Origin of the sequence: Streptomyces sp. NPDC006450 (genome assembly GCF_040612195.1) — a bacterium.
Classification (GTDB): domain Bacteria; phylum Actinomycetota; class Actinomycetes; order Streptomycetales; family Streptomycetaceae; genus Streptomyces.
Map to the genome: position 1 here is coordinate 20,415 of NZ_JBEXPT010000015.1, position 16,289 is coordinate 36,703.

The 16,289-nt window shown below is 68.8% G+C and carries 15 protein-coding genes; 5 read left to right on the top strand and 10 right to left on the bottom strand.

What is annotated here, in order from left to right; all coding sequences use genetic code 11:
- Positions 1-114: 114 nt before the first annotated feature.
- The 4 genes from ABZY57_RS08365 to ABZY57_RS08380 all read right to left on the bottom strand — a co-directional run bounded on the left by ABZY57_RS08365 (position 115) and on the right by ABZY57_RS08380 (position 4,301).
- A complete protein-coding gene (locus ABZY57_RS08365; RefSeq protein WP_356509431.1) occupies positions 115-1,743 on the bottom strand; it encodes a cytochrome bc complex cytochrome b subunit in 1,629 nt (542 codons plus the stop codon).
- Positions 1,740-2,798: a Rieske 2Fe-2S domain-containing protein gene (locus ABZY57_RS08370; RefSeq protein ID WP_356509433.1), complete on the bottom strand. Its 1,059-nt coding sequence runs from the start codon at positions 2,796-2,798 to the stop codon at positions 1,740-1,742. Before ABZY57_RS08370 ends, ABZY57_RS08365 begins: the two co-directional genes overlap by 4 nt.
- On the bottom strand, positions 2,795-3,604 hold the full coding sequence (locus tag ABZY57_RS08375; RefSeq protein ID WP_356509435.1) for a c-type cytochrome: 810 nt from the start codon (positions 3,602-3,604) through the stop codon (positions 2,795-2,797). Before ABZY57_RS08375 ends, ABZY57_RS08370 begins: the two co-directional genes overlap by 4 nt.
- Positions 3,605-3,680: 76 nt before the next feature.
- Positions 3,681-4,301 (bottom strand): heme-copper oxidase subunit III, encoded by a 621-nt coding sequence (locus tag ABZY57_RS08380; protein ID WP_008738823.1) that lies wholly within the window; start codon positions 4,299-4,301, stop codon positions 3,681-3,683.
- A 212-nt stretch (positions 4,302-4,513) separates the two neighbouring features.
- Here ABZY57_RS08380 and ABZY57_RS08385 point away from each other — a divergent pair, with 212 nt between their 5' ends.
- Positions 4,514-4,915 carry a hypothetical protein gene (locus ABZY57_RS08385; protein WP_250742508.1) on the top strand — a complete coding sequence of 134 codons (402 nt, stop codon included), beginning with the start codon at positions 4,514-4,516 and terminating at the stop codon, positions 4,913-4,915.
- A 120-nt stretch (positions 4,916-5,035) separates the two neighbouring features.
- Here the strand turns inward: ABZY57_RS08385 and ABZY57_RS08390 are convergent, their stop codons facing one another.
- The 4 genes from ABZY57_RS08390 to coxB form a co-directional block, all read right to left on the bottom strand.
- Positions 5,036-6,283 (bottom strand): Ig-like domain-containing protein, encoded by a 1,248-nt coding sequence (locus ABZY57_RS08390; RefSeq protein ID WP_356509438.1) that lies wholly within the window; start codon positions 6,281-6,283, stop codon positions 5,036-5,038.
- Positions 6,284-6,421: 138 nt separating this feature from the next.
- Positions 6,422-6,820, bottom strand: coding sequence for a cytochrome c oxidase subunit 4 (locus tag ABZY57_RS08395; RefSeq protein ID WP_266909384.1), 399 nt, complete (start codon positions 6,818-6,820; stop codon positions 6,422-6,424).
- Positions 6,817-8,547: a cytochrome c oxidase subunit I gene (gene ctaD / locus ABZY57_RS08400; protein ID WP_356509440.1), complete on the bottom strand. Its 1,731-nt coding sequence runs from the start codon at positions 8,545-8,547 to the stop codon at positions 6,817-6,819. The genes ABZY57_RS08395 and ctaD overlap by 4 nt, the downstream gene beginning before the upstream one ends.
- On the bottom strand, positions 8,544-9,518 hold the full coding sequence (gene coxB / locus ABZY57_RS08405; RefSeq protein WP_356509442.1) for a cytochrome c oxidase subunit II: 975 nt from the start codon (positions 9,516-9,518) through the stop codon (positions 8,544-8,546). The genes ctaD and coxB overlap by 4 nt, the downstream gene beginning before the upstream one ends.
- A 294-nt stretch (positions 9,519-9,812) precedes the next feature.
- On the opposite strand from coxB, the gene ABZY57_RS08410 reads away from it, so the two are divergent.
- On the top strand, positions 9,813-11,195 hold the full coding sequence (locus tag ABZY57_RS08410; protein ID WP_356509444.1) for an aminotransferase class V-fold PLP-dependent enzyme: 1,383 nt from the start codon (positions 9,813-9,815) through the stop codon (positions 11,193-11,195).
- A gap of 230 nt (positions 11,196-11,425) precedes the next feature.
- Here the strand turns inward: ABZY57_RS08410 and ABZY57_RS08415 are convergent, their stop codons facing one another.
- On the bottom strand, positions 11,426-12,403 hold the full coding sequence (locus ABZY57_RS08415) for a carbohydrate kinase family protein (protein ID WP_356509446.1): 978 nt from the start codon (positions 12,401-12,403) through the stop codon (positions 11,426-11,428).
- Positions 12,404-12,534: 131 nt separating this feature from the next.
- Here ABZY57_RS08415 and ABZY57_RS08420 point away from each other — a divergent pair, with 131 nt between their 5' ends.
- Together ABZY57_RS08420 and ABZY57_RS08425 are read left to right on the top strand one after the other, a co-directional pair.
- Positions 12,535-12,753 (top strand): hypothetical protein, encoded by a 219-nt coding sequence (locus ABZY57_RS08420; protein ID WP_356509447.1) that lies wholly within the window; start codon positions 12,535-12,537, stop codon positions 12,751-12,753.
- A 75-nt stretch (positions 12,754-12,828) separates the two neighbouring features.
- A complete protein-coding gene (locus tag ABZY57_RS08425; protein WP_356509449.1) occupies positions 12,829-14,304 on the top strand; it encodes a hypothetical protein in 1,476 nt (491 codons plus the stop codon).
- A 92-nt stretch (positions 14,305-14,396) separates the two neighbouring features.
- On the opposite strand, the gene erpA is transcribed toward ABZY57_RS08425, so the two are convergent.
- Complete coding sequence (gene erpA, locus ABZY57_RS08430; RefSeq protein ID WP_136217385.1) at positions 14,397-14,753, bottom strand: iron-sulfur cluster insertion protein ErpA; 357 nt, start codon at positions 14,751-14,753, stop codon at positions 14,397-14,399.
- A gap of 320 nt (positions 14,754-15,073) precedes the next feature.
- On the opposite strand from erpA, the gene nadA reads away from it, so the two are divergent.
- Positions 15,074-16,276, top strand: coding sequence for a quinolinate synthase NadA (gene nadA / locus ABZY57_RS08435; protein ID WP_356509451.1), 1,203 nt, complete (start codon positions 15,074-15,076; stop codon positions 16,274-16,276).
- The last annotated feature ends 13 nt before the right edge of the window (positions 16,277-16,289 follow it).

A 16,289-nucleotide genomic window follows, 5' to 3' on the forward strand; every position in this document is an offset into this window, starting at 1 on the left:
GCTCTCGCCGTGGCGACACCAGGACTGACCGAAATCAGTCCCTCAAGCAGTCATGCGTAGTGCGTGGTGCGTACTGCGCGGATCTTGAAGCGTGTGAAGCCGTGATGCGGGAGGTCAGTGGTGGCCGTGGCCGCTCTGGATCTCCTTGTACTCCTCGACCGTGGGCTTCGGGATCTGGTTGTTCTCCCCGTAGTAGCCCTTGCTCAGCTTGGCGCGGAGCTTCTCCAGCGGCTTCACCTTGCGCTCGACACCGTTCTCGTCGACCGTGGGGCCGATCTCGGCGGGCTCGTACTGGTCGTACGAGGTGAGCGTGTGCAGCTTGCCCTGCGAGAGCGGCTCGTGGACCTCGACGAACTCACCGTGCGGCAGGCGCTTGATGATGCCGGTCTCGCGACCGTGCAGCACCTTGTCCCGGTCCCGGCGCTGGAGGCCGAGGCAGATCCGCTTGGTGATGACGAAGGCGATGACCGGACCGACGAAGAAGCCGATGCGGGCGAACCACGTGATCGCGTTGATCGACAGGTGGAAGTACTGCGCGAACATGTCGTTTCCACCGGCGATCAGCAGGATGACGTACCACGTCAGCCATGCCACACCGAAGCCCGTACGGGTCGGGGCGTTGCGCGGGCGGTCCAGGATGTGGTGCTCGCGCTTGTCCCCGGTGACCCAGGACTCGATGAACGGGTAGACCGCGATCGTGGCCAGGACCAGCGGGAAGATCGTGAACGGGATGAAGACGCCCAGGGCCAGGGTGTGGCCCCACAGGTTGATCTCCCAGCCCGGCATGGCACGGATCAGACCCTCGGAGAAGCCCATGTACCAGTCGGGCTGCGCACCGGTGGACACGTGGTCCGGACGGTACGGGCCCAGCGCCCAGATCGGGTTGATCGAGGCGATGCCCGCGATCAGCGCGATGACGCCGAAGACCAGGAAGAAGAAGCCTCCGGCCTTGGCCATGTAGACCGGGAGCAGCGGCATGCCGACGACGTTCTTCTCGGTCTTGCCGGGGCCCGCGAACTGGGTGTGCTTGTGGTAGAAGACCAGGATCAGGTGGGCCACCAGCAGGCCCATCATGATGCCGGGCAGCAGCAGGATGTGCACCGAGTAGAGCCGGCCCACGAAGTCGCCGCCGGGGAACTCCCCGCCGAAGAAGAAGAACGACAGGTACGTGCCCACGATCGGCACGGACAGCATCGCGCCTTCCATGAAGCGGACACCGGTGCCCGAGAGCAGGTCGTCCGGCAGGGAGTAACCGGTGAAACCGGTGAACATGCCGAGGACCAGCAGCAGGAAGCCGAAGACCCAGTTGACCTCACGCGGCTTGCGGAACGCGCCGGTGAAGAACACGCGCATCATGTGCACGAGCATCGCCGCGATGAAGATCAGCGCCGACCAGTGGTGGATCTGCCGGATCAGCAGACCGCCGCGGACGTCGAAGCTGATTTCCAGAGTCGAGCGGAAGGCCTCCGACATCTGCACACCCTGCATGGGGATGTACGAGCCGTCGTAGTGCACTTCGTTCATGCTCGGGTGGAAGAACAGCGTCAGGTACACACCCGTGAGGATGAGGATGATGAAGCTGTAGAGGCAGATCTCGCCCAGCATGAAGGACCAGTGGTCCGGGAAGATCTTGCGCATGTTGGCCTTGGCGAGGCTGTAGATGCCCAGCCGGCCGTCGGCCCAGTCGGCTACACGCTCGCCGGCCGGAGCCTTGCGTTCTTTGGTTTCGGTGGCAGTGCTCATCCGCGCTCCCAGAAAGAGGGACCGACGGGCTCTTCGAAGTCGCCGAGCGCCTCGAGGAAACCTTCGTCATTGACGCCGATCCGCAGCTGCGGGAGCGCGTGACCAGCCGGGCCGAAGATGACTCGGGCGCCGTCGGAGAGGTCGAAGGTGGACTGGTGGCACGGGCAGAGCACGTGGTGCGACTGCTGCTCGTACAGGCTGATCGGGCAGCCGACGTGGGTGCAGATCTTGGAGTAGGCCACGATCCCGTCGTGGGACCACTCCAGTTCCTTCTTGTCCTTGATGTCCTCCGGCTGGATGCGGACGATCATCAGGGCGGCCTTGGCGATCTGCACCTGGAAGTCGTGCGCGTCCTCCTCCAGGCCTTCCGGCATGGCGAAGGTCAGCGAACCGACGACGATGTCCTCGGGACGAAGCGGCTCCATCGTGTTCTGGTTGATGAGCATCTTGCCCCTCGCCCAGATGGTCTTGCGCAGCTTGTCCTCGGGCAGCGGGCCCAGGTCGCGCAGGATCACGACGGCGGAGAGCGGCAGCAGGGCCAGCGCACCGAGCATCGTGTTGCGGATGAGCGGGCGGCGGCCGATGGCCGACTCGCGCGCGCCGTCCGCGAAGTCCTGCAGGACCTGCGCCTTGACCTCCGGCGGGGCCGCGATCTCGTGGCGCTCGGCGGCGACCTCCACGTCGGACATCAGGGTGCGGGCCCAGTGGACCGCGCCCGCGCCGATGCAGAAGAGGGCCGCGCCGAGGCTCACGCCCAGGGCGAAGTTCAGAGCGCTCACCTTCCCGATGGGGAAGATGTAGACGATCTTGTCGACCGGCAGGATCACGAACGAGGCGATGAAGCCGATCGTGGCCAGCATCGACAGGGTGAACAGGAAGGCCACCGTGCGCTCGGAGCGCTTCGCGGCCCGCTCGTCGATGTCCTGGATCCGCGGCCGGTGAACCGGCAGGCCGGGGTCGGCGAACGGGTCGTCCGCCACTGCCACGGCACCGTGGTGCGCGTCGCCCTGCTCGCTCGGCAGGTGCTTCTCTTCGGGAATGTCTTGGCTACTCATGACTTCTTGGCCTTAGCGGTGTGGGCCGCGACCCAGACGGCGACAGCGATCAGCGCACCCAGCCCGAAGATCCAGCCGAAGAGACCCTCGGAGACGGGGCCGAGGCCACCGAGCTTGAGGCCACCGGGGCTGGTCGACTTGTCGCCGTTGACGTGCTGGATGTACGCGATGATGTCCTTCTTCTGCTTCTCCGGCATGGTGCTGTCGGGGAAGGAGGGCATGTTCTGCGGGCCGGTGAGCATGGCCTCGTAGACGTGCTTCGGCGAGACACCCTCAAGGTTGGGGGCGTACTTGCCGTTCGTCAGCGCGCCGCCCTCGCCCGTGAAGTTGTGGCACTGCGCGCAGTTGTTGCGGAACAGCTCACCACCCTTGGCGATGTCGGCACCCGCCGGGTCGTACTGCTTCTCGGTCGGCACGATCGGGCCGGCTCCGAGGGACGCGATGTACGCGGCGAGCTGGTCGGTCTGCGCCTGGGTGTAGATGACGGGCTTCTTCGGCACCTGGGCGCCGGGCTGCTGGGCGGGCATACGGCCCGTCATCACCTGGAAGTCGACGGCAGCGGAGCCGACGCCTACCAGGCTGGGGCCGTCAGAGGAACCCTGACCGCCGGTACCGTGGCAGCTTGCGCAGCCGACGGCGTAGAGCTTCTGGCCCTCCTCGATGGCGAGGGACTGGACGGTTTCGTCGGCCTTCGCATTGCCCGCGGGCGCGAAGGCGGAGTACAGCCCCCCGGTAACCGCCAGCGCGAAGAGTAGAACGACGACCGCCGCCAGCGGATGGCGTCGTCGTGCGGAGAGCTTTTTCACGGATTACCCCGGTGTCAGGATCTTCTGCGTCGGTGTGTCTGGATGGAGTGCCGGGTCGGGCCCGGCGACGTGTTCGCTACTTGATCAGGTAGATCGTCGCGAAGAGGCCGATCCAGACGACATCGACGAAGTGCCAGTAGTAGGACACGACGATGGCCGACGTGGCCTGTTCGTGGGTGAACCTCTTGGCCGCGTACGTCCGGCCGAGGACCAGCAGGAAGGCGATGAGACCGCCCGTCACGTGCAGACCGTGGAAGCCGGTGGTCAGGTAGAAGACCGAGCCGTACGGACCGGACGAGAGGCTCATGCCCTCGTGCTTGACCAGCTCGGTGTACTCGAACACCTGGCCGCCAATGAAGATCGCACCCATGACGAACGTGATGATGAACCACGTCCTGAGCTTCTTCACGTCACCGCGCTCGGCGGCGAATACGCCGAGCTGGCAGGTGAGCGAGGAAAGCACCAGGATCGTCGTGTTCGTCGCCGAGAAGGGCAGATTCAAGGCCGAAGCCTGCTCTGTCCAGTACTCGGCGCCTGTCACGGATCGCAGGGTGAAGTACATCGCGAAGAGGGCCGCGAAGAACATCAGCTCGGAACTCAACCAGATGATGGTTCCCACGCTGACGAGGTTCGGCCTGTTGACCGTCGGGTGCGCGTGCCCGGTATCTACTGTCGTTGCTGTCGCCACGACCGACATTATGTCGGTCCCTTATCCCGCCCTCACCCCGGGGGGTGCCGTTCGGAGTGTCAGGGGCGTGTGCAAGGCCCGAACGGCCCATCAGATCGCCCTTCGGGCGCCGGTCGGCCGTCGCTCGGGCGAGGCTGTGCGAACCGATGTTGACACCGGGTCGGACGGAGTAGCATCCCGCGCAACATCAACGTGATTCACGGGACACGTGGAGGAACGAAATGCGGGCGACTGCGCGGGTTCTGGTCTACAGCGACGACGCGGGCACCCGGGAGCAGGTGCGGCTGGCGGCCGGGCGCAGGCCGGCCGCCGACCTGCCGCCGGTGGAGTTCCTGGAGTGCGCCACGCTGCCGGCCGTCCTGAAGGAACTGGACGCGGGCGGCATCGACGTGTGCGTGCTGGACGGCGAGGCGGTTCCGGCCGGGGGCATGGGGGTGTGCCGGCAGATCAAGGACGAGATCTTCCAGTGCCCGCCCGTCCTGCTCCTGATGGGCCGTCCGCAGGACGCCTGGCTGGCCACCTGGAGCCGCGCGGACGCCGCGGTCACCCTTCCGGTCGATCCGGTGGACTTCGCGCAGGCCCTGGCGGGTCTGCTGCGCGCGCGGCTCTCCCCGGCGGCGTAACGGGGCCTGTGCGCCCCGCACAGCCCCCTACCGGCGCATACCGGGGCACGGGTGCCCGTACGGACCGTACGGGCACCCGTGCCCCCGTTGTGGCCTCTTCCGGCGCTCCCGCCCCGTCGGTTACACCTGCGGGCGCAGGCGGGCCTGGTCGACCGGGCTGCGGCCCTCCTGGGTGCCCTTGAGGAGGGCGCTGCCCTCGCGCCAGTCCTTCCAGTCCATGTTCCAGTCGCCGAAGCCGTTGCCGAAGATGTCCATGTCGTCGCCGATGCTGTTGATGACCCGGACGATGTCGCCTTCGGTGATGTTCTCGTAGAACCAGGCGGCGTTGCCCGTGCTCATGCCGGTGCAGCCGTGGCTGACGTTGGCGTAGCCGTGGGAGCCGACGGACCACGGCGCGGCGTGGACGTATTCACCGCTCCAGGTGACGCGGGTCGCGTAGTAGACCGGCAGGTTGTAGTACTCGCTGCCGCCGATGCCCACCGTGTCGCCGCGCATCTGGACGTAGTACTGCTTGCCGAGGACCACCTTGACGCCGTTGCGGGTGGAGAACCCGGGCTTGCCGGTGGTCACCGGGATGGAATTGATCACTTCTCCGTTGCGCCTGAAGGTCATCCAGTGCGAGGCGGCGTCCGTGGTGACCTCGACGCGGTCCCCGATCTCCAGCTTCAGCGGCTTGGAGGCGGCGCCGTGCAGGTCATCGGCGATCTTGACGCCCTCCAGGTTGCTCCGGACGGACACCGTGGTGTTGGCGGGCCAGTACTCCTTGGGCCGGTAGTGGAGCTTCTTGTCGTCCACCCAGTGCCAGGCGCCCACGGCCTCGGGCGGGGCGTCGACGACCAGGCCCCGCTCGATGACGGCGCGGGCGGCCTTGTCCTTCACGGGTTCGTTGAGTTCGGCCGTGAGGGGCTGTCCGACGCCGTACTTGCCCTCGTCCGGGCCGAATTCGACCTTGAGGACCTTCTGGGCCGGGGTGGTGTCGAAGGTGAGCGTGCGCTGCCCGGGGGCGCCCCGTTCGTCCTCGGTGCTCACGAGGACGGTGTAGCGGACGCCGGCGGCCATCGGGGCGGTGCTGTGCCAGCGGTCTCCGGAGGCGGACAGCTCGCCCGCCAGGCGGCGTCCGTGGGTGTCGACGGCGCTCACGTCGGTAATCCGGCCGCCGCCGCTCTTGGCGGTGACCTCCAGGGGCCGGTCCGGGTCGACCGGGCGACTGCCGGAGGACTGGTTGAGGGCGACTTGGTCGCCCGCGTCGTAGGGGCGGGCGGACAGCGGGTTGTCGTCGCCCGACCCGCATGCGGTGGCGCCGGCCCCGAGGGACGCGACCAGCAGGGAGCAGCCGATAACCGTCCAAAGACGCGGTGACTGGTTCATGGAGCCAACGCTATGAAGATATGACAATTACGGCGCGCGGGGTGACTGCAAACGAGGGGCCCGGACTCCTCCATTGGAGGTGTCCGGGCCCCTGGTCTCATGCTGTGGCCGCTGCCGGAGGCAGTGGCGCGGGTGCGGCTACTGGTTCTGGTTCTCGCCGCGGTAGTACTCGTACACCCAGCCCCACAGACCGATCAGGATCAGCGGCGCCGAGAAGTACATCAGCCACCAGCCGAAGACGACGCCCATGAAGGCGAAGGCGCCACCGATGGCCAGCGAGAGCGGCTGCCAGCTGTGCGGGGAGAAGAACCCCAGCTCGCCCGCCTCGTCGGCGACGTCGGCCTCCAGGTTGTCCTGGGCCATCTCGTCCACGCGCGCGGCCGTGAAGGCCAGGTAGTAGCCGATCATGGCGCTCAGGCCGAAGGCCAGTGCGAGCGCGGTGGTGCCGACCGGCTCCTTCGACCACACGCCGTACACGACGGTCATGATCAGGATGAAGGCGGCGAGCCACAGGAACATCCTGCCCTGGATCTTCACTTGCCGGCCTCCTTGCCATCAGCGACGGCCTTGGCGGCCACGGAGTGGTCCTCAAGGTGGTCGAGGGCCGCGATCTCGGGGTGGTGCAGATCGAATGCCGGGGATTCGGACCGGATCCTCGGCAGGGTGAGGAAGTTGTGCCGCGGCGGCGGGCAAGACGTCGCCCATTCGAGCGAACGGCCGTAGCCCCACGGGTCGTCGACCTCGACCTTCTTGCCGTACTTCGCCGTCTTCCAGACGTTGTACATGAAGGGGAGCATCGACAGGCCCAGCAGGAACGAGCTGATCGTCGAGATCGTGTTCAGCAGCGTGAAGCCGTCCGCCGCGAGGTAGTCCGCGTAACGACGCGGCATGCCCTCGGCGCCCAGCCAGTGCTGCACCAGGAAGGTGCCGTGGAAGCCGATGAACAGCGTCCAGAAGGTGATCTTGCCGAGGCGCTCGTCCAGCATCTTGCCCGTGAACTTCGGCCACCAGAAGTGGAAGCCGGCGAACATCGCGAAGACCACGGTGCCGAAGACGACGTAGTGGAAGTGCGCGACGACGAAGTACGAGTCGGAGACGTGGAAGTCCATCGGGGGCGAGGCCAGGATGACGCCGGTCAGACCACCGAAGGTGAAGGTGACCAGGAAGCCGATCGTCCAGAGCATCGGGGTCTCGAAGGACAGCGAGCCCTTCCACATGGTGCCGATCCAGTTGAAGAACTTCACACCGGTCGGAACCGCGATGAGGAACGTCATGAAGGAGAAGAACGGCAGCAGTACACCGCCGGTGACGTACATGTGGTGGGCCCACACGGTCACCGAAAGACCGGCGATCGAGATCGTCGCGGCGATCAGACCGATGTAACCGAACATCGGCTTGCGCGAGAAGACCGGAATGACCTCGGACACGATTCCGAAGAACGGCAGCGCGATGATGTACACCTCTGGGTGTCCGAAGAACCAGAAGAGGTGTTGCCACAGCAAGGCGCCGCCATTGGCCGCGTCGAAGATGTGCGAGCCGAACTTCCGGTCGGCCTCCAGCGCGAAGAGCGCGGCGGCCAGCACCGGGAAGGCGAGCAGGACCAGAACACCGGTCAGCAGCACGTTCCAGGTGAAGATCGGCATGCGGAACATCGTCATGCCGGGGGCGCGCATGCAGATGATCGTGGTGATGAAGTTGACCGAGCCGAGGATCGTGCCGAAGCCGGAGAAGGCCAGACCCATGATCCACATGTCGGCGCCGATGCCCGGCGAGCGGACGGCGTCCGACAGCGGGGAGTAGGCGAACCAGCCGAAGTCGGCGGCACCCGAAGGGGTGATGAAGCCGGCCACCGCGATGGTCGAACCGAAGAGGTACAGCCAGTACGCGAACATGTTCAGCCGCGGGAACGCCACGTCGGGCGCGCCGATCTGCAGCGGCATGATCCAGTTCGCGAAGCCCGCGAACAGCGGGGTGGCGAACATCAGCAGCATGATCGTGCCATGCATGGTGAACGCCTGGTTGAACTGCTCGTTCGACATGATCTGCGTACCCGGACGGGCCAGCTCGGCGCGCATGAAGAGCGCCAGGAGTCCGCCGATGAGGAAGAACACGAACGACGTGAGCAGGTACATCGTGCCGATGGTCTTGTGGTCGGTAGTGGTAAGCCACTTCACGACGACATTGCCCGGCTGCTTGCTCCGTACCGGCAACTCGTTCTCGTACGAGTCGGCCTCGGCACCCTGAGGCTGGTTGAGGATGCTCACAGTTTGTTCACCTCAGCATTGCGGGCCGGGTCGGTCTGCCGGATGCCGGCCGGGAGGAACCCGGTCTGCCCCTTCTCCGCGAGCTCCTTCAGGTGCGCCTTGTACGCCTCCGGGGAGACGACCTTGACGTTGAAGAGCATTCGGGAGTGGTCGACACCGCAGAGCTCGGCGCACTTGCCCATGAAGACGCCCTCTTCGGTCGGGGTGACCTCGAAGACGTTGGTGTGCCCCGGAATGACGTCCTGCTTGAACAGGAAGGGGACCACCCAGAAGGAGTGGATGACGTCGTTGGACGACAGGATGAAGCGGACCTTCTCGCCCTTCGGCAGCCAGAGCGTCGGACCCGGGTTGCCGGTCTCCGCGTTCCGGTCGCTCGGGACGCCCTTGGTGTAGACGCCTTCGGCGCCCGCGGGGAAGTCCTTGGTGTAGCGGTCCGGGATGGTGGCGAGTTCCTTGGGAACCTCGCCCGCCTTCGGAGTCGCCGCATCGCCGTCGACGTCCTCGACGTAATTGAAGCCCCAGCTCCACTGGTAGCCGACCACGTTGATCGTGTGCGGCGGCTTGGGGGTGAGGGCGAGCAGCTTCGACTCGTCACGCGCGGTGAAGTAGAAGAGCACCGAGACGATGATGAGAGGGACCACGGTGTACAGCGCCTCGATGGGCATGTTGTACCGGGTCTGCGGGGGAACCTCGACCTTGGTCCGGCTGCGCCGGTGGAAGATGACGCTCCACAGGATCAGGCCCCATACGAGGATGCCGGTGATCAGAGCGGCCGCCCAGGACCCCTGCCACAGGGAGAGGATGCGAGGCGCCTCTTCAGTGACCGGGGTGGGCAATCCGAGGCGGGGGAAGTCTTTCCATGTATACGAGCAACCAGTGGCGGTCGCCAGGACCACGCCCGCAGTCAGCGCCTGCAGCAGCTTCCGCCGCATCGGGCGCCGCGGCGAGCGGTCGGAGCCGTAGGGACTCACGTAGCGCCTTCCCGAGAGTCTCGGCCCGCGCGGCCGGCCGCGGCCGCATTCGGGTCGGTCGCCGGCCCTGACGCAGGCAGGGGTTTGGATGTTTATGCGGACCAAACCCTACTGGACGCTATTTGGGGTCGCGCGGGGAGGGTGCCCAACGCGCCGTTACTGACCCCGAAGGGATGGATCCGCCGTACGGGGGACGGCCCAACGGGCCCCGAATGGCGGGGTCCCGACGACATCTGACGGCCCCTGACCTCGGTCGGTCGCGGCGTCGGCAGGGCGGCCGGTTAGCGTGACCGGATGCCGTACTTCGACACCGCGTCCGCCGCCCCGCTCCACCCCGTGGCCCGGCAGGCGCTCCAGGCCTCCCTTGACGAAGGCTGGGCCGACCCGGCCCGGCTGTACCGGGAGGGGCGCCGGGCCCGACTGCTGCTGGACGCGGCGCGGGAGGCGGCGGCGGAGGCGGTGGGCTGCCGTCCCGACGAGCTCGTGTTCACTCCTTCGGGGACGCACGCGGTTCACTCGGGCGTGGCCGGGGTCCTGGCGGGGCGTCGGCGCGTCGGCGGGCACCTGGTCGTATCAGCTGTGGAACACAGTTCCGTCCTGCACGCGGCGGAGGTCCACGCGGCGGGCGGCGGGCGGGTCGAGGAGGTCCCGGTGGACCGGTTCGGCCGGGTCTCCGCCTCCTCCTACGGGGAACGCGTGGGGCCCTCCACCGCGCTGGCCTGCCTCCAGTCGGCCAACCACGAGGTCGGCACGGTCCAGCCCGTGACGGAGGTCGCCGAGGTGTGCGCCGCCGCCGGGGTCCCGCTGCTGGTGGACGCCGCGCAGTCGCTGGGCTGGGGGCCCGTCCCCGGAGGCTGGTCCGTGCTGTGCGCGAGCGCCCACAAATGGGGCGGCCCGGCCGGGGTCGGCCTGCTGGCGGTCCGTAAGGGAGTGCGCTTCGCTCCCCAAGGCCCCTCCGACGAAAGGGAGTCGGGGCGCTCCCCCGGCTTCGTCAACCTCCCCGCGGTCGTCGCGGCGGCGGCCTCGCTGCGGGCGGTGCGGGCCGAGGCGGAGGCGGAGGCTGCCCGGCTGCGGATCCTGGTGGACCGGCTGCGGCGGCGGGTCGCCCGCCTGGTGCCGGACGTGGAGGTGGTGGGCCATCCCGACCTCCGGCTCCCCCACCTGGTCACCTTCTCCTGCCTGTACGTGGACGGGGAGACCCTGCTCCACGGGCTGGACCGGGCGGGCTACTCCGTCTCCTCCGGCTCCTCGTGCACCAGCTCGACGCTGACGCCGTCCCATGTCCTGCGGGCCATGGGGGTGCTGTCGGAGGGGAACGTACGGGTGTCGCTGCCGTCGGGCACGACGGCGGCCGAGGTCAACGGCTTCCTGGATGTCCTGCCGGGGCTGGTGGCGGGGGTGCGCGAGCAACTCGGCGTGGTGGAACCGGCGATGGCCGCCGATCCGCAGGCGCAGTCCCTGGAGCTGGACGCCCTCGGCCTGCGGTGTCCGCAGCCGGTGATCGAGCTGGCCCGGGCCATCGGCCGGGTTCCGGTGGGCGGCACGGTGACCGTCCTGTCGGACGACGAGGTGGCGCGGCTGGACATCCCGGCGTGGTGCGCGATGCGGGGGCAGACTTACGTGGGCGAAGCCCCGCGTCCCCTCGGTACTGCGTACACGGTCCGCCGGGCGGTCTGACCGAGCCGCGGCTGCGGGGCCGGCCTGCGGCCGCGGCGTGGCGGGCGGGCCCTGCGGGGCCGTCCCCTACCCGCGCCCATCCACCGTTCCCCGGGCGGCGCCCGGACCCCCCGGGGCTCCGCCCCGGACCCCGCGCCTCGAACGCCGGCGAGGCCGGCGGTGGAAGGGCGGGTAGGTGACTTCGCCCCGCAGGGCCGCCCCACCCGCACCCTCCACCGGGCCGCGAGGGGCTACGCCGGGAGGCGGGACTGGACTTCTGCGGCGGCCTCGTCGCCGTAGGCCTTCGTGAAGCGCTCCATGAAGTGCGCACGGCCCAGGGTGTACTCCTGGGTGCCCAGGGTCTCGATGACGAGCGTGGCGAGCATGCAGCCGACCTGCGCGGCCCGCTCCAGGCCGACGCCCCAGCCCAGACCGGTCAGGAAGCCGGCGCGGAACGCGTCGCCGACGCCCGTCGGGTCGACCTTCGCGGTCTCCTCGGGGCAGCCGACCACGATCGGGTCGTGGCCGACCCGGTCGATGCGGACGCCGTTCGAGCCGAGCGTGGTGACCCGGGTGCCGACCTTCGCCAGGATCTCCGCGTCGGTCCAGCCGGACTTCGCCTCGATGAGGCCCTTCTCGTACTCGTTCGAGAACAGGTACGTCGCGCCCTCCATCAGGGTGCGGATGTTGTCGCCGTCCATCCGGGCGATCTGCTGCGAGAAGTCCGCGGCGAAGGGGATCTCCCGCGTGCGGCACTCCTCCGTGTGGCGCAGCATCGCCTCGGGGTCGTCCGCGCCGATCAGGACGAGGTCCAGGCCGCCGACGCGGTCGGCGACCGACTTCAGCTCGATCAGGCGGGCCTCGCTCATCGCGCCCGTGTAGAAGGAGCCGATCTGGTTGTGGTCGGCGTCCGTCGTGCAGACGAAGCGCGCGGTGTGCAGGACCTCGGAGATCCGCACGGACTGGGTGTCGACGCCGTGCCGGTCGAGCCAGGCGCGGTACTCGTCGAAGTCGTAGCCGGCCGCTCCGACGAGGATCGGCCGGGCGCCGAGCTGCCCCATGCCGAAGCAGATGTTCGGGCCGACGCCGCCGCGCCGTACGTCGAGGTTGTCGACGAGGAAGGAGAGGGAGACCGTGTGCAGCTGGTCCGCGACCAACTGGTCGGCGAAGCGGCCGGGGAAGGTCATGAGGTGGTCGGTGGCGATGGAGCCGGTGACTGCGATACGCACGGCGTGGACGCTCCTGCGAGGGAAGGCAAGGGGACATTCAAAACTACCCGGTCGACGGACCGTGGCCGACCGGCAGAAACTACCCCGTAGTAGCTCTTTCTTCACCCGGGGTGCCGTGCTTACCGTGCCCCATGACCTCCACCGATGGCTTCGGGCACGTCCGGCCCCGCGGGAACGCGGCGCGCACCGAGTTCGAACAGCTGCTGGGCGACTGCGCCCGGATGGCCCCGCACTGGCCGGTTCCCGCGGATCCCCGGCCGGATCGGGTGGCTCCCTCGCAGATCCACGGGATCCGCGTCCCGGCGGCCTCGGCCCGTCTCATCGCCTCCACGGCGGTCTACGGCTACTAGGCCGGCGGAACCGGATCCGCGTCTGTTCCGTCACACCCGCATCACCCCCTGCGGGACGGGCAAAGGAGCGATGCGGTGACCAGCGAACGACCTGATGCACCCGGTGCACTCGACGCAGCCGATTCATCTCGTGTCACACGACGGCGGCCCGCCTGGGTCGTCGGTTCGATCGCGGCCGCCGTCCTGCTCACCGGCGGCGGCACCGCGCTGTGGGCGTCGAGCGCCCACAGCGAGGGGCGTACGGGCGACAGCGCGGCCTCCGCGCCGCGCGCGCTGCCCACTCCGCCCGGGCCCGGCATCGCCCCCGGCGAGCCCGACCCCTCGGGCGGCGGGGTCACGTACACCGCCGACGTCCCCCTCCCGGACGGCCCGGCCGCGGCGCCGGCCTTCAGCGCGAGCGGTGAGGTGACGTCCGCCGAGGTGGCGCGGCTCGCGACGGCGCTCGGGATCTCCGGCGCGCCCCGGCTCGCCGGGCAGACCTGGCAGGCCGGGGAGACCGCGGACGGCTCGGGGCCCCGGCTCACGGTGAACCTCAAGGCCCCCGGGACATGGAACTTCTCCCGCTTCCAGGTCGGCGGCACCGGGGACGACTGCGTGCGCGGCAAGGACACCTGCGGGCCGGCCACGCTCCCCCAGGACCTGGGTCAGGAGCCGGGCGGCGCCGCGGGGACGCCGGTCTCCGAGGAGGCCGCCAAGGCCGCCGCCGCGCCCGTGCTGGCGGCCGTGGGCCAGGGCTCGGCCGCGCTCGACGCCCGGATCGCCCAGGGCTCCGTACGCGTGGTGACGGCCGACCCGGTGATCGGGGGCCTGCCCACGCAGGGCTGGTCCACCCGGATCGGCGTCGGGGCGGACTCCCGGGTGGTGTCGGGCAGTGGCGAGCTGAAGGTTCCGGTGCGGGCCGGCGAGCAGCCGGTGATCGGCGCCGTGGACGCGCTGGCCCGGCTCAACGACAAGTCCCGGGGCTCCGGCGCCACGGACCCCGGCCCGAGCGGCTGCGCCACGAGCGTCCCGCTGACTCCGGACACCCCGGACGGCGCCACGGACACGCTGCCCTGCAACCCGGAGCCCCGGCCGATGAAGCCGTCGCGGACGGAGTCGGTGCGGGGCGCCGAGCTCGGGCTGGTCCCGGGCACGGTCGACGGGTCTCGCGGCCTGGTGCCGGCCTGGCTGTTCGAGGTGGCGGGCCAGGGCGGCGGCCCGGGCCACACGGTGGCCCAGCCGGCGGCGCAGGCCGAGGAGGTTCCCCCGGTCGACCTGCCCACCCCGGCCGACCCGCCCGCGAAGGGACAGACCGTGCCCGGTTTCTCTTACTCCTCGGCCGACCGGACGCTGACCGTGAACTTCTGGGGCGGCGTGTGCAGCACGTACGCCCTGGAGGTCCGTGAGCAGCCCGGCTCGGTGATGGTGAGGATCACGGACACCCCGAACAAGCCGGGGCAGGCCTGCATCATGCTGGCGCAGGAGATGACGGTGACGGGCACGCTCCAGCAGCCGCTCGGCGACCGCAAGGTGATCGACGCGACCACGGGCAAGGCCGTCCCCCGCCAGTAGGCGCCAGGACGTGCGAGAGGGGCCCGCCCGCGGATGTCCGCGGGCGGGCCCCTCTCGTCGGGCCCTACGAGCTCAGCCGGGGTTTCCGGGGCTTAGCTGAAGGAGTCGCCGCAGGCGCAGGAGCCCGTGGCGTTCGGGTTGTCGATCGTGAAGCCCTGCTTCTCGATGGTGTCGACGAAGTCGATGGACGCACCGTGCAGGTACGGGGAGCTCATCCGGTCGGTGACGACCTTCACACCGTCGAAGTCCTTCACGACGTCGCCGTCGAGGGAACGCTCGTCGAAGAAGAGCTGGTAGCGCAGGCCCGAGCAGCCGCCGGGCTGGACGGCGACGCGCAGCGCCAGGTCATCGCGGCCTTCCTGCTCCAGCAGGGTCCTGACCTTCTCGGCGGCGGCGTCGGACAGGAGGATGCCGTCGCTCACGGTGGTCTTTTCGTCCTGTACGGACATCTGCATTCACTCCCGAAGTGGGCGGCTCCCCGCCGGGAGCGGGGAAACGTCGGACTCTTGCCGTCGGTGGCAACGAGCGGGGCCGCGGATTCATTCCGGGACCCGACGCGTGTTTCAGAAATTCCATGCTCGCACACCGCCGCGCGGAGGTGGGTCCCCGCGAGGTCCCCACGGAGATCCCCCGCGACGGGCGGGCGAATGCGTCACATCGACACTATCGGCATCGTCAAAGTGACGTGAAGCAGTTATGATAGATAGCGTCAAATAGACGAGAAGTCGAAGCGATGGCTTCAGAAGTCCCTTGTCGCAGAACAGAAAGGGTGCGTGTCGTGACCACCGCCCAGCCTTTGGACAACCAGCCTTTGGACGTCCAGCCGACGCCCCTTGCCTTGCTGCTGCTCGGCCGCGAAGCCGACCCCAAGAGCGAGCGCGGGGTGGAGTGCCCCGGCGACCTGCCCTCGCCGTCGGACCCGGACCTCGTGGCGCGCGCCCGTGCCGCCAAGGAGAAGCTCGGGGACAAGGTCTTCATCCTCGGCCACCACTACCAGCGTGACGAGGTCATCGAGTTCGCCGACGTCACCGGTGACTCCTTCAAGCTCGCCAAGGACGCGGCCGCCAGGCCGGAGGCCGAGTACATCGTCTTCTGCGGCGTCCACTTCATGGCCGAGTCCGCGGACATCCTGACCTCGGACGACCAGAAGGTGGTCCTGCCGGACCTGGCCGCGGGCTGCTCGATGGCCGACATGGCCACCGCCGAGCAGGTCGCGGAGTGCTGGGACGTGCTGACCGAGGCCGGCATCGCCGGAGCCACGGTCCCCGTCTCGTACATGAACTCCTCGGCCGACATCAAGGCCTTCACCGGCAAGCACGGCGGCACGATCTGCACCTCGTCCAACGCCAAGAAGGCCCTGGAGTGGGCGTTCGAGCAGGGTGAGAAGGTGCTCTTCCTCCCGGACCAGCACCTGGGCCGCAACACCGCCGTCCGCGACATGGGCATGACCCTCGACGACTGCGTGCTGTACAACCCGCACAAGCCGAACGGCGGCCTGACCGTCGAGCAGCTGCGGAACGCCAAGATGATCCTGTGGCGCGGTCACTGCTCGGTCCACGGCCGCTTCTCGGTCGACTCGGTCAACGACGTGCGCGCCCGGATCCCCGGCGTGAACGTGCTGGTCCACCCCGAGTGCAAGCACGAGGTCGTGGCGGCCGCGGACTACGTCGGCTCCACCGAGTACATCATCAAGGCGCTCGAGGCGGCCCCGGCCGGCTCCAAGTGGGCCATCGGCACCGAGCTGAACCTCGTCCAGCGTCTGGCGAACCGCTTCGCCTCGCAGGACAAGGAGGTCGTCTTCCTCGACAAGACGGTCTGCTTCTGCTCGACCATGAACCGCATCGACCTCCCCCACCTGGTGTGGACCCTGGAGTCCCTGGCCGAGGGCAACCTCGTCAACCAGATCCAGGTCGACAAGGAGACCGAGAGCTTCGCCAAGCTCGCCCTGGAGCGGATGCTCGCGCTTCCGTAGCCGGCACCCCCCT